The organism is Burkholderia sp. BCC1972 (assembly GCF_905339605.1).
GTDB lineage: Bacteria > Pseudomonadota > Gammaproteobacteria > Burkholderiales > Burkholderiaceae > Burkholderia.
This window is the reverse complement of the sequence record NZ_CAJPGH010000015.1, coordinates 98,150-110,345: the sequence shown is the minus strand read 5'-3', so window position 1 is coordinate 110,345 and position 12,196 is coordinate 98,150. Positions and strand designations below refer to the sequence as shown.

At 69.4% G+C, this 12,196-nt stretch carries 11 protein-coding genes; 10 read left to right on the top strand and 1 reads right to left on the bottom strand.

The features are described from left to right. The first annotated feature begins 15 nt into the window (after positions 1-15). From U5798_RS21615 to U5798_RS21570, 10 genes are all read left to right on the top strand, one after another. Positions 16-762: a molecular chaperone gene (locus U5798_RS21615; RefSeq protein WP_322083144.1), complete on the top strand. Its 747-nt coding sequence runs from the start codon at positions 16-18 to the stop codon at positions 760-762. After that, positions 759-1,784: a fimbrial protein gene (locus tag U5798_RS21610; RefSeq protein WP_322083143.1), complete on the top strand. Its 1,026-nt coding sequence runs from the start codon at positions 759-761 to the stop codon at positions 1,782-1,784. Before U5798_RS21615 ends, U5798_RS21610 begins: the two co-directional genes overlap by 4 nt. Before the next feature lie 85 nt (positions 1,785-1,869). Then, positions 1,870-3,222, top strand: a complete 1,353-nt coding sequence (locus tag U5798_RS21605) for a calcium-binding protein (protein WP_322083142.1) — start codon at positions 1,870-1,872, stop codon at positions 3,220-3,222. A gap of 225 nt (positions 3,223-3,447) precedes the next feature. Then, entirely contained in the window at positions 3,448-4,116 is a 669-nt protein-coding gene (locus tag U5798_RS21600; RefSeq protein WP_124451628.1) for an RNA polymerase factor sigma-70, read from the top strand. Positions 4,117-4,201: 85 nt separating this feature from the next. Next, a complete protein-coding gene (locus tag U5798_RS21595; RefSeq protein ID WP_059234271.1) occupies positions 4,202-4,444 on the top strand; it encodes an MbtH family protein in 243 nt (80 codons plus the stop codon). A 45-nt stretch (positions 4,445-4,489) separates the two neighbouring features. Next, positions 4,490-5,497 (top strand): TauD/TfdA family dioxygenase, encoded by a 1,008-nt coding sequence (locus U5798_RS21590; RefSeq protein ID WP_322083141.1) that lies wholly within the window; start codon positions 4,490-4,492, stop codon positions 5,495-5,497. Beyond that, entirely contained in the window at positions 5,497-6,345 is an 849-nt protein-coding gene (locus tag U5798_RS21585) for an ABC transporter ATP-binding protein (RefSeq protein ID WP_322083140.1), read from the top strand. Before U5798_RS21590 ends, U5798_RS21585 begins: the two co-directional genes overlap by 1 nt. Then, positions 6,342-8,432, top strand: coding sequence for a Fe(3+)-hydroxamate ABC transporter permease FhuB (fhuB, locus tag U5798_RS21580; RefSeq protein WP_322083139.1), 2,091 nt, complete (start codon positions 6,342-6,344; stop codon positions 8,430-8,432). The genes U5798_RS21585 and fhuB overlap by 4 nt, the downstream gene beginning before the upstream one ends. Next, positions 8,429-9,235: a siderophore-iron reductase FhuF gene (gene fhuF, locus U5798_RS21575; protein ID WP_322083138.1), complete on the top strand. Its 807-nt coding sequence runs from the start codon at positions 8,429-8,431 to the stop codon at positions 9,233-9,235. Before fhuB ends, fhuF begins: the two co-directional genes overlap by 4 nt. Next, complete coding sequence (locus tag U5798_RS21570) at positions 9,232-10,266, top strand: iron-siderophore ABC transporter substrate-binding protein (RefSeq protein WP_322083137.1); 1,035 nt, start codon at positions 9,232-9,234, stop codon at positions 10,264-10,266. Before fhuF ends, U5798_RS21570 begins: the two co-directional genes overlap by 4 nt. Before the next feature lie 123 nt (positions 10,267-10,389). Here the strand turns inward: U5798_RS21570 and U5798_RS21565 are convergent, their stop codons facing one another. Continuing rightward, positions 10,390-12,135, bottom strand: coding sequence for a cyclic peptide export ABC transporter (locus U5798_RS21565; protein WP_322083136.1), 1,746 nt, complete (start codon positions 12,133-12,135; stop codon positions 10,390-10,392). Positions 12,136-12,196 lie beyond the last annotated feature (61 nt).

Below are 12,196 nucleotides of genomic sequence, written 5' to 3'. Positions count from 1 at the left end.
TTCACGGATCCAGCGATGAAGAATCTCTTTTCCCTTTCCTTTCCGCGGCGCGCGCTGTGCGCGTTCGCGGCCTGTGGCGCGCTGCTCGCCGGCGCCGCCCATGCGGCGATCGTGCCCGATCGTACGCGCGTGATCTTCAACGAAGGCGAACCGGCCGCGGTCGTCACGATCACCAACAAGAGCACGACGTACCCGTATCTCGTGCAGTCGTGGCTCGAGGACGCGAAGGGCAACAAGATCACGTCGCCGCTGATGGTCGTGCCGCCGCTGCAGCGCGTCGAGGCGAACGAGCGCAACGTGCTGCGGATCGCGAAGCTGCCGGGCACCGAGCTGCCGGCCGATCGCGAATCGGTGTTCTACCTGAACATCCGCGAAGTGCCGCCGAAGACCGATACGCCGAACACACTGCAGATCGCGCTGCATACGCAGATGAAGCTGTTCTACCGGCCGAAGGCCGTGCAGCCGGCGCGCGACGAGGACTGGACACTGCCGATGACGCTGCGCGTCGATTCGGCTGCACACAAGCTCGTGTTCGACAATCCGACGCCGTATCACATCACGATCGTCGACCTGGCGTCGGGCGCGCAGAAGACGCCCATGCCGCTGGATCCGGTGATGGTGAGCCCGATGAGCACGGCCGACGTGCCGTTCAAGGCCGCGACGCCGTCGACGCTGTTCGTCACGCATATCGATGATTACGGCGGCCAGGTCGCGATCGAGTATGCGTGCGAGGCCGGGGCTTGCAAGAGCGTGAAGAAATGAGCGGGGGCGCGAGACAACGCGTGTCGCCGCTCGCGACGTGGCTGCGCTGGGTCGTGCTCGCGGTGCTGATCGCGGCCGTGCAGCCGGCGTGGGCGCTGCGCTGCCTGGCCGACGGCGGCGCGGATTCGCTCACCGAGCCGATCGGCGGTGTCGCATCGTATCCGACGGATGCGCCGGACGGATACGTGATCTGGGTATCGCCGCCACGCACGACGACGGGGTATTGCTACAAAGACTACGGCGGGGCCGCACTGAACTTTGCCGAGCAGGTTTACTTCTATGCGAACCCGAGATCGCAGGATCCCGCTGCATGGGGGCTCGAGATCGGCATTCGCTATGGCGGCCGGGACTATTTCGGCCTGGGCAGCGGGCCGAGCGCGCGCGTGGAAACCACCACCACCGTTGGCACGTGTTCGCAATGGAACTTCGACCGCGGGCTCTGCCCGAAGGTGCCGCTCAGCATCACCTATCAGGTGGTGGTGCGCAAGAAGGGCCAATGGATACAGCCGCCGAACGATATCTATGCGGTCTTTCAGTTCGACGGCAGGGGCGGCCTCAACGCGGCTCGATCGAGTTTCCAGTACCGGTTGAGCGGGTTGTCGCGTCTGAAGCCGACACCCTGCCTCGTCGACGTGCTGGTGACGCCTGAACCCGGCATCGTCAATTTCGGTCAGGTGCAGACCACCGGCAACGGCTTCCTGCCTGCCGTGCCGCGCCGGCGGTTCTCACTGTCGCTGTCGAAGAAATGCAGCATCCCGATTCGCGTCGACGGCTATTTCGAGGCGACCAAAGGCACCGTGCAGAACGGTTTGCTGGTGCCGGCGAAGGACAGCAACTTCGGGATCGGCCTCGAGGACAGCCAGGGCAAGGCAATCGACTTCAACAAGCAGTTCACGCTCACACAGTTTGCGGCCAACGTTGCGAATCAGACCGTGTTGCTCGATGCGGTGCTCAAGTCGTTCGGACCACCGAAGATCGGGCCGTTCGACGCGGCCGCCACGATCCGGATTTTCCTGTATTGAGCGTTGTGCGGCCTGAGCGGTGCGCGCCGCGCAACATGCTGCCTGCACGGGATTTTTCATTGATGTACTGACGGAGGAGAAGGGGATGCATCCGAGACGCAGTATCGTCGCGGCCGTGCTGGCCGTGTCGGCAATGAGCGCGGTTCATGCGCAGACGGTATCGGCCGGCGGTTATTCGCTGACGGTGTTCGGGGACCTGGGCGGGCCGCGTGACATGCAGTACAACGGCAATGCCGTCAGCGCGGACGGCAAGACGATCATTGGTTTCTACTGGAGCGAAGCTCAGCCCGGTGGCTCGATGGCGTTCTCGTGGTCGGCCGCGACGGGCTGGCAGCGGCTGGCCGCGCCAGCGAACGCTTACGACTCGCAGGCACAGACGGTGTCTGCCGATGGGCAGGTGATCGGCGGCTCGATCAGCGCGCGCCAGGCGGACAGCAGCAACCTCGATCGATGGGCGGTGCGATGGCCCGGCGACGGTCGCACGCAGAAACTCGTTCCGGATACGGCGGGCTGGGGCGCATGGGTCGACGTCGCGAACCTCGCCGGCACGAGGATGACGGGCAGCTTCACGGCGGCAGGTGGCCGGAATGCACGGTTCATGTGGGACCAGCCGACGGGTTTCCGCGAGTTGCCGCCGGGCGGCGACTATCTCGTGCACCTGCTCGCGATGACCTCGTCCGGGAATGCCGCAGCCGGGTTCGCCGGCAATGTCGACGGCGTGTATGGTTCGCGTGCGCTCCTTTGGACAGAACGAATCGGCGAACGACTGTTGCCGACGATCAACGCGGGCGTGGCCAGAATGGATCTGGCCCGTGGCGTGACCGAAGACGAACGCACGATCGCCGGCTCGCTCGGCACCCTGGTAGCCACGCCGGATGGACAACAACGGGTCGATTCGGAGGCCGTGCTGTGGACGAACGGCGGCGACAGCATCCAGCGGCTCGGTTTTCTTGACGGCGACGACAGCAGCTACGCGTTGTCGATCAGCATGGACGGGCAGGTTGTCGTCGGTGGCTCGAGCAACGGGCAGACCGGTGTCGAGCGCGTCTTCGTGTGGACGCCGCACAGCGGCATGCGCAGCCTCGTCGCGTTGCTCGAAGGGGCCGGCCTGTCGGTCGGCACGCTGAACCTGGCCAACGTGATCGGCGTGAGCCCCGACGGGCAGACCATCACGGGGCAGGGCTATCGGGAAGACGACCCCGACGGGAAACCGCAGTTCTGGCAAGTGCACATCGATGCGGCAACACTGCGCGCGTTGCGGCCGGCGAGCCCGGGGGCCGATGCGTTGCGGGTGCGGGCGGCGCAGCCGAAGGCGATGGCGGTGTCACGCACGCTGGCGGCGCAGCCGAAGGCGGCGATGCAGCGAAGCGTCTGCCGCATGCCCGTCACCCCGGCGCGGCTCGCGTCGTGCCGGCTGCTGTTGCCGGCCGCGCGCTAGCGAGCATGGTCGCATGCAGGTGAAGCGGTGAAACGAGGCGCCGGGTTGACGGCGCCTTGTTTCACCGCGAACGCCGGACGAACCCGCGTCCCATCCGCCCGGACAACGATTCCGCCAATTGTTCAGACAAATCCCGACAACTGAAAGGGTCATCCGGTAATCGGATTGAGAATGATTTGCGTTTACGTTAAATTGCGCTATCTCGGAATTTGACGGAGCAGATCGATGGCGATGGCGGAAGTGCTCGACCGACCGGCGGCGGCAGCGGCGAACCCGTTCCTCGGCAGTTGTCCGGACCTGCCGCCGCGCGCCGCGCCGCGGCCGCGTCGTGCGTCGGAACCCCGCGCGCAGGGCGCGCTGCTCGACGTGCTGATCTCGCATCGTTCGATGCTCGTCAATGTCGCGCGCGGCTTCGTCGGGTGCGCGAGCCGCGCCGAGGACGTCGTGCACGACGTGTTCGTGAAGCTCGTCGAATTCCCGAACCAGGATGCGGTGCGCCAGCCGGTCGCCTACGTGACGCGGATGGTGCGCAATGCGTCGATCGACGCATGCCGCCGGCAAAGCCTCGAAAACGTCTATCACACGGAAGAGGACGACGGCTTCGACGTGCCGTCGCCCGAGCCGACGCCGGAAGCCGCGCTGATGACGCGCGATACGCTGCGGCGCGTGTGGGCCGCGCTCGACGACCTGCCGGCACGCAGCCGCGCGGCCTTCGAGATGGTGCGGCTGCGCGAGGAGACGCTGCAGACCGCGGCGCGCGCGCTGAACGTGTCGCAGACGCTCGTGCATTTCATGGTGCGCGATGCGGAGCGTCACTGCGCGGATTGCCTCGACGCATGCCAGCGCGGCGTCGCGTGTCCGGTGTTCCTGGGCGGCCGTGCACGGCGGCGGTAAAAAAACGCGCCGGCCAATCGTCTATCTGACAGGAGCGGCCGAAACCGCCGCTTCGCTTCCTTCAACCGCCCAGCGATTTCCGATCATGACGCAAGCCCCGACGCCTTCCGCCGACACCGACGATCTCGTCTACACGGTCGTCATCAACGACGAAGAACAGTACTCGATCTGGCCGACGTTCCGGCCCGTACCGGCCGGCTGGCGCGAGGTCGGCGTGAGCGGCCCGAAAGCGGACTGTCTCGCGCACATCGAGGCAGTCTGGACCGACATGCGCCCCGCGAGCCTGCGCCGCGCGATGGACGGCGAGCGCGCGTCGCGCGCATCGTGACCTGCTGCGCCGCGTTTCCGGCGCGCCACCTGAAGAGGACGTTGCATGACCCTGCTTTCGTTGCCGACGCTCGACGACCTGCGTATCGAGCCGGGGCTGCCCACCGTCGTGTCGCCGCGCGGCAGCGACGGAATGTCGATCGACGACGTCGCGCCGCTGGCGCGCGAGATCGCGGCCGACACGCTCGAACGGGCGGGCGGCGTGCTGTTCACGGGCTTCCACGTGCCGTCGATCGATGCGTTCCAGCAGTTCGCGGCATCGTTCGGCGATCCGCTGATCGGCTATGAATATGCGTCGACGCCGCGCAGTCAGGTCGAAGGCGCCGTCTACACGTCGACCGAATACCCGCCGCACCGTGCGATTCCGCTGCACAACGAGCAGTCGTACACGCGCGAATGGCCGCTGCGGATCTGGTTCCACTGCGCGCTCGCCGCGCCGAAGGGCGGCGCGACGCCGATCGCGGACAGCCGCGCGGTGTATCGCGCGCTCGATCCGGCGCTGGTCGCGCGCTTCGAGAAGCGCGAGCTGCTGTACGTGCGCAATTTCGGGCAGGGTCTCGACCTGCCGTGGCAGCAGTCGTTCGGCACCGACGAGCCGGCCGAGGTCGAACGGATGTGCGCGGCGCGCGGCATCGAATGCACGTGGCGCACCGGCGACGACGGCGAGCTGCTGCTGCGCACGCGCGAACGCTGCCAGGCCGTCGCACGCCATCCGCGCACGGGCGACCGCGTGTGGTTCAACCAGGCGAACCTGTTCCACCTGTCGGCGCTCGACGACGACATGCAGGAAGCGCTCGTCGATGCGGTCGGGCTCGAGAACGTGCCACGCAACGTGTACTACGGCGACGGCGAACCGCTCGAGGCCGACGCGCTCGCGCAGATCCGCGGCGTGCTCGACCAGCAGCGCATCGTGTTCCCGTGGCGCACGGGCGACGTGCTGATGCTCGACAACATGCTGACCGCGCATGCGCGCGACCCGTTCGAGGGGCCGCGCAAGGTGGTCGTCGCGATGGCGCAGAGTCATACGGTCCCGCGTGACCGAACGGAGGATTGATGACGCGTAGTACCGCCGCGCTTGCCGCGCGCGGGCTGTCGGTAGGATATCGCGACCATGTCGTGATCGACGGGCTGGACCTGTCGATCGCGGCCGGCCGCGTCACCGCGCTGTGCGGACCGAACGGCTGCGGCAAGAGCACGCTGCTGCGCACGCTCGCGGGCCTGCAGCCCGCGCGTGCCGGCCATGTCGAAGTGAACGGCCGGCCGCTCGCGTCGTTTCGCCGTCGCGCGCTCGCGCGCGAGCTGACGATGCTCGCGCAGTTCAACCAGATTCCGTCGGGCCTCACGGTGCGCGAACTCGTCGCCTACGGGCGCTATGCGTACGGCGGCTTCCTGCGCAGCCTGTCGCGGGCCGACCATGCGGCGATCGACGAGGCGCTCGACACGAGCGGCCTCGCCGGCGACGCGGAGCGCGACGTCGGCGCACTGTCGGGTGGGGAACGCCAGCGCGCGTGGATCGCGATGGCGCTCGCGCAGCAGGCGCCGATCGTGTTGCTCGACGAACCGACCACCTATCTCGACATCCATCACCAGCTCGACATCCTCGACGCACTGCGCACGCTGAACCGGTCGCGCGGGCTGACGATCGTGTGGGTGCTGCACGACCTGAACCAGGCTGCCGCGTACAGCGACGAAATCGTGCTGATGCGCGCAGGCCGTCTCGTCGCGCAGGGCACGCCCGACGCGATGCTCGATCCCGCGCGGCTGCGCGCGGCGTTCGGCGTCGAGATGCTGAAGCTCGCGCATCCGCAGACGGGCGCGCCGATGTGCGTGCCGGCCTACGGACCGACCGCCGACGGCGCGCCGCAGGCGGCCGTCGTCTTCGACCGGGATCTCGCCGTATGACGACGTTCGCGATGCGCAAGCGCCTCGCGGCGACGGGGAAGGGCGCGGCCACGGGGCGGGCCGGCGCGATCGCGTCCGGCCTCGTCGCGCTGATCGCGCTACTTGCGGCGCTGCGCGTCGCGCCCGACCTGCGCGTGTGGTGGGACGCGGCGCCCGGCAGCGATGCCGCGTCGCTCGCGCACGTGTTCCTGTTCGACCTCAACCTGCCGCGCGTCGCGGCCGCGCTCGTCGCGGGCGGCTGCCTCGGCATCGCGGGCGCGCTGTTCCAGTCGCTCACGCGCAATCCGCTCGCGTCGCCCGACCTGCTCGGCGTGACGGGCGGTGCGCAGCTCGGCCTGCTCGCGGCGATGCTCGTGCCGGCGCTGGCCGGCGTCGCGTCGGTGCCGCTGCTGTTCGTCTGCGGGCTCGCTGCCGCCGCGTGCGCGATCGTCGCGGCCGGCGGCTGGCGCGCGACGCCGTTGCGGCTCGTGCTCGCGGGCAGCGTGTGCATGCTGCTGTTCGCCGCGCTGTCGACGCTCGTGCTCGCGTTCTTCGAGCAGAACATCGCGGGGGCCGCGCTGTGGACCAACGGCAGCCTGTACCAGCCGGGCGCGACGGGCCTCGCGCTCGCCGCGCGCTGGCTCGTCGTGCCGCTGGTTGCGTTGCCGTTCGTGATCCGGCCGCTGAATCCGCTCACGCTCGGCGACGACGCGGCGGCTGCGGCCGGCGTGCGCGTCGATGCGACGCGGCTCGCCGCGACGATCGTCGCGGTCGCGTTCACCAGTGTCGCCGTCAGTATCGCGGGCCCGCTGTCGTATGTCGGGCTCGTCGCGCCGAACCTGCTGCGCCAGGTGCGCGGCGCGCGTGCGGCGCGGCTCGGCGTGCTGGTGCCGCTGTCGGCGCTCACCGGCGGCGCGCTCGTGCTCGTCACCGACAGCGCGGTGCTCGCATCGGGCTTCGACGCGACACTGTCGACCGGCGTCGCGATCGCGCTGGTCGGTACGCCGCTGATGCTCGCGATGATCCGGCGCGGCGCTGCGTGGTCGGGCGTGCTGCATGCGGATGCCGAACGCGCGGCGGGCGGCGGCTCGACGCGGCTCGTCGGCTGGCTCGAACGGCTCGGCTGGCCGCTGCGCACGGCGCTGTTCGTCGTGGCCGGCCTGCTGGTCGTGCTGGCCGGCGTATCGGCCGGCCCCGAATGGTTGTCGCCCGCGCGCTGGTCGGCTGCGCTGTCGGGCCAGGATGCGCTCGCGCGGATGCTGATCGACCTGCGCATGCCGCGCCTGCTGTGCGCGCTGCTCGCGGGTGCGCTGCTCGCCGTCAGCGGCGTCGCGATGCAGAGCGTCGTGCGCAACCCGCTCGCGGGCCCCGAAGTGCTCGGCGTCACGCAGGGCGCGGGGCTCGTCACGCTGTTCGCGCTGTCGACGTGGCCGCTGATGGGCCACGTGACGCTTGCCGCCGCCGCGCTGATCGGGGGTGGCCTGTCGCTCGCGATCACGCTCGCGCTGAATCACCGGCATCGCTATGCGCCGCTCGCGGTCGCACTGACGGGTATCGTGATCGGCGCGTTGTGGACCACGCTCGCGCAATGGCTGATCACGCAGGAAAGCGTGCAGCCCGCGCGTTTCGTCGTGTGGCTCGTCGGCGGCACGTATGGCCGCAGCTGGGGCGAGGTGTCGATGCTGTTGCCGTGGTGCGTGCTCGCGATGCCCGTGTTCGCATGGCTCGCGAAGCCGCTCGACATGCTCGCGCTCGGCGACGACCAGGCGGCCGCGCTGGGCCTGCCGGTGGCTGCGTTGCGGCCGCTCGCGCTGACGATCGCGACGCTCGCCGCGTGCGCGGCCGTCGCGGCGGTCGGGCCGGTCGGCTTCATCGGGTTGATGGCGCCGCACGTCGCGACGATGCTCGGCGCGCGCCGGCATCGCACGCGGCTGTGGCTCGCGGCGGCATGCGGCGCGTTGATCCTCGGTGTCGCGGATCTCGCCGCGCGCACCGTCGTGGCACCGCGCGAGGTGCCGGCCGGCGTGCTGACCGCGCTGATCGGCGCGCCGTACCTGCTCGGGCTGCTGATCCTCGAGGGGCGCCGCGCCCGGCGCGCAGGGCGATGATTCCGGTGCTCGACGACACGCGCGCCACGCGATTCTCGGCGTTCGCGCCGGAACCATTCGCCGAGCATCTCGACGTCGTCTGGCTCGGCATGCCCGACGATGCACACGTGCACGTGCCGGGCCGCATCGTCGTGCCCGTCAGCGCGTTGCCGGGGCACCGCGACGCCGTGCTCGCCGCGATGGTCGACCATTACGGCGGCGATCCCGCGCAGCATGCGCGCGCGCTGATGTCGCAATGGAGCAAATACTATTTCGGCCGTGCGGCGCCGGCCGGTGTCGTCGCCGCGCTGACGCTCGGCCGGCCGCTCGACATGCACCCGGAGCGCACCTTCGTCGCACTCGACGACGGGATGCCTGCCGCGCTGTATTTCGCAAGCGATGCGCTCGGCGCGCCGTGCGACGATCCCGCGCCGCGCTATGCAGGGCTCATCGCGCATCTCGGCGCGGTGATCGACCTGCTCGCGGCGATGGGCCGCGTCACGCCGCGCGTGCTGTGGAGCAACGCGGGCAACCTGCTCGACTATCTGCTCGGCACGTATCGTTCGCTGCCGTGCGCGGCCGATCCCGTCCGCGATGCGGACTGGCTGTTCGGTTCGGCCTGCGTGCACGGCGAATCGAATCCGCTGCGAATGCCCGTGCGCGACGCCTTGCCGCGCTCGGCGCTGCTGCCGACGCCGTTTCGCGCGCGCCGCGTGTGCTGCCTGCGCTACGAAATTCCTGGAGAAACGCAACTGTGTGGAAGCTGCCCCCTGCTACTGACGATGGACGACGCGGCGCTGGCCGAGCAGGACGCGATCCGGTGACGCACGCCGGCCGCCGGCATGCGCTCGGCGCACTCGCGGCGGCACTCGGCGCCGCGAGCTGCGGCGCGTTTCCCGCATCGGTTTCAGCAGCGGTTGCCGTTGCCGACGACGCGCGCGGCGCGCAGGGCGCCGTGTCGCTGGCCGGCAACCCCGTCGTGTCGCAGGCGAGCGCGAGGATGCCCGTGCGGCCGCAGCGCGTGGTCGCACTCGACTTCATGTTCGCGGAAAGCGTGGTCGCGCTCGATATCGTGCCGGTCGGGATGGCCGATACGGCGTTCTACCCGGGCTGGCTCGGCTACCGGAGCGAGCGGCTCGCGCACGTGACCGACGTCGGCTCGCGGCAGGAACCGGGGCTCGAGGCGATCGCGGCGGTCAAGCCCGATCTCGTCATCGGCGTCGGCTTCCGCCATGCGCCGATCTTCGACGCGCTCGACCGGATCGCGCCGACGATCCTGTTCCAGTTCAGTCCGAACGTGTCCGACGGCGGGGTACCCGTCACGCAGCTCGACTGGATGCGACAGATTTTCCGGACGATCGGTGCGGTGACGGGGCGCGACGCGCGTGCGCAGGCGGTCGATGCGCAACTCGACGCCGGCATCGCGCGCAACGCGGCGCGGCTCGCGGCCGCGGGCCGCAAGGGCGAGCGCATCGCGCTGCTGCAGGATCTCGGCTTGCCCGATCGTTACTGGGCCTATACGGGCAACAGCACGTCGGCCGGTCTCGCGCGTGCGCTCGGGCTCGATCCGTGGCCGAAGAAGCCGACGCGGGAAGGCACGCTGTACGTGACGTCGGCCGACCTGCTCCGGCAGCGCGACCTCGCCGTGATGTTCGTGACCGCATCGGGGCTGGACGTGCCGCTGTCCGCGAAACTCGACTCGCCGGTGTGGCGTTTCGTGCCCGCGATGAAGGAACACCGGATCGCACTGATCGAACGCAATATCTGGGGGTTCGGCGGGCCGATGTCGGCGCTGAAGCTGGCCGACGTGATGACCGACACGATGCTGACGCTGCCGGCGGTGCGCAAGACGTGATGGGCAGGGTATCGCGATCGGTGTGACCGGCGCGTCGCGCATCGGTAATTATTCGCTTCCGAAATGCAAATCGCCGACGCACTGCCATGGCAGCGCGTCGGCGTTTTTTATCGACTATTTCTCTTAAACACTCAGCGCATCGACGCCATCCTGCGCACGCAGGCGTGCGGGTTGCGTGTCGCTGACGATGCGCCCGTTGTCGAGCTTCAGCAGCCGGTCGGCGAGATCGAAGTAGCGGTCGTCGTGCGTGATCACGATCACGGCCTTGCCGCGTGCACGCAGTTCGGGCAGCAGCTGTTCGTAGAACACGGCCTTGAACGACGGGTCCTGGTCGGCTGCCCATTCGTCGAACAGGTAGAACGGCCGGTCCTCCAGGTATGCGACGACGAGCGCGAGCCGCTTGCGCTGCCCGGTCGACAGCGCGCGCGTCGAGAACGCGCCGTCGACCACTTTCACCTTGTGGTCGAGCGCGAGCTTCGCGACGAGCGCGTTCGCCCGTGCATCGGCCTGTGCGCGCGACGGATCGTCGGGGTCGACGATGCCGAGCAGCGCGTCGAACAGGTGGAAATCGTTGAAAACCGCACTGAAGCGCTGACGGTAGGCCGCGCGCTCGCGCCAGCCGATCGTGCGGCCGTCGACCTCGATCGTGCCTTCCTCGGGCTCGTAGAGCCCCGTCAGCACCTTCGCGAGCGTCGTCTTGCCGCTGCCGTTGCCGCCGACGATGAACACGAGTTCGCCCGGCTTGATCGTCAGGTCGATCGGCCCGATGCTGAACATCCGTTCGTCGCGTTCGTGGAAGTACGCGTGCGTGACGCCGCGCAGCGTGACGGCGCCGGCCGGCGGCACGTCGGGTGCGTCGGCCGCGGGCGGCACCGTGCGCAGCGCGCCGAATTCGGCCATCACGCCTTCGATCCGCGTGAGCGACACGCGTGCGGCATTGACGGTCGGCAGGTTGTTCAGCAGGCCGTCGAGCGGCACGAGCATGAACAGGAACACGACGACGTAGCCGGCCGCCGCGGCCGGGTCGGCATGCACGCCGAGCTGCGGCCAGAACGACGCGACGCCGAGGAAGACGTAGAACAGGAAGATGATCCAGCCGACCCCGACCGCATACGCGCTGAACGCACGGCGGCGGTGGTCGCGCACTTCGCCGATCGCGGCGCCGAGCTGGCCGTCGACGAACTGGCGGGCGCGCGCATCGTGCAGCTTCAGCTCCTTCGCGCCGGAGAACAGCGAGCCGAGATAGCCGAACAGGCGGTCCTGCGCGTGGCCGGCCGCTTCGAGCGACGCGATCGCGCGGCGGTCGCCGGTGTGATAGCCGAGCGAGCCGGCGATGATCGCGGCCAGCGCCAGCAGGCAGACGGGCCACGACAGCCACGCGAGGTAGCCAAGGCAGCCGAACACGATCGAGCCGTGCATGACGAGGTTCGGCAGTGCGAAGAACAGCATCGACACGTTGGTCGCGTCGTCGGTCAGCACCGACTGCACGGGCGCCGCGCCGATCCGCTCGATGTCGCGCAGCTCGGCCGCGCCGACGCGCCGTGCGAGATGCACGCGCAACCGCGCCATCGTGTCCTGCGACAGGCGGGCGAACAGCGTGCCCGACACGATCCGCGTGACGAGCGCGATCACTGCACACAGGGCGAAGCGCCACGCGAGCGACGCGTCGGCGGCGCCCGGCTGCGACAGCGCGCGGTTCAGCGTCGCGACGAGCAGCACGCTCGCGATGCCGTTCAGCACGCACGCGGTGAGCGCCAGCGTGAACGACACGCGGCTTTCGCGCAACAGCGCAAGGATCAGGCGCGCGGCGGGGCGGCCGGGGGAGGCGTCGAGGGACGGCGGGGAGGAAGGCTCGTGGGCAGCTGTCATCGGCAACGTCGGTAAAGGGAAGGCAGGCAAAAAAACGCGGAAACGGCAAATCTGACGCGAA

Coding starts and splice junctions, on each gene's coding strand:
- U5798_RS21615 (WP_322083144.1), top strand. CDS start 16: ATGAAGAATCTCTTTTCCCTTTCCTTTCCGCGGCGCGCGCTGTGCGCG.
- U5798_RS21585 (WP_322083140.1), top strand. CDS start 5,497: ATGACGCGTAGTACCGCCGCGCTTGCCGCGCGCGGGCTGTCGGTAGGA.
- U5798_RS21600 (WP_124451628.1), top strand. CDS start 3,448: ATGGCGATGGCGGAAGTGCTCGACCGACCGGCGGCGGCAGCGGCGAAC.
- U5798_RS21595 (WP_059234271.1), top strand. CDS start 4,202: ATGACGCAAGCCCCGACGCCTTCCGCCGACACCGACGATCTCGTCTAC.
- U5798_RS21565 (WP_322083136.1), bottom strand. CDS start 12,135: ATGACAGCTGCCCACGAGCCTTCCTCCCCGCCGTCCCTCGACGCCTCC.
- U5798_RS21605 (WP_322083142.1), top strand. CDS start 1,870: ATGCATCCGAGACGCAGTATCGTCGCGGCCGTGCTGGCCGTGTCGGCA.
- fhuF (WP_322083138.1), top strand. CDS start 8,429: ATGATTCCGGTGCTCGACGACACGCGCGCCACGCGATTCTCGGCGTTC.
- U5798_RS21590 (WP_322083141.1), top strand. CDS start 4,490: ATGACCCTGCTTTCGTTGCCGACGCTCGACGACCTGCGTATCGAGCCG.
- fhuB (WP_322083139.1), top strand. CDS start 6,342: ATGACGACGTTCGCGATGCGCAAGCGCCTCGCGGCGACGGGGAAGGGC.
- U5798_RS21610 (WP_322083143.1), top strand. CDS start 759: ATGAGCGGGGGCGCGAGACAACGCGTGTCGCCGCTCGCGACGTGGCTG.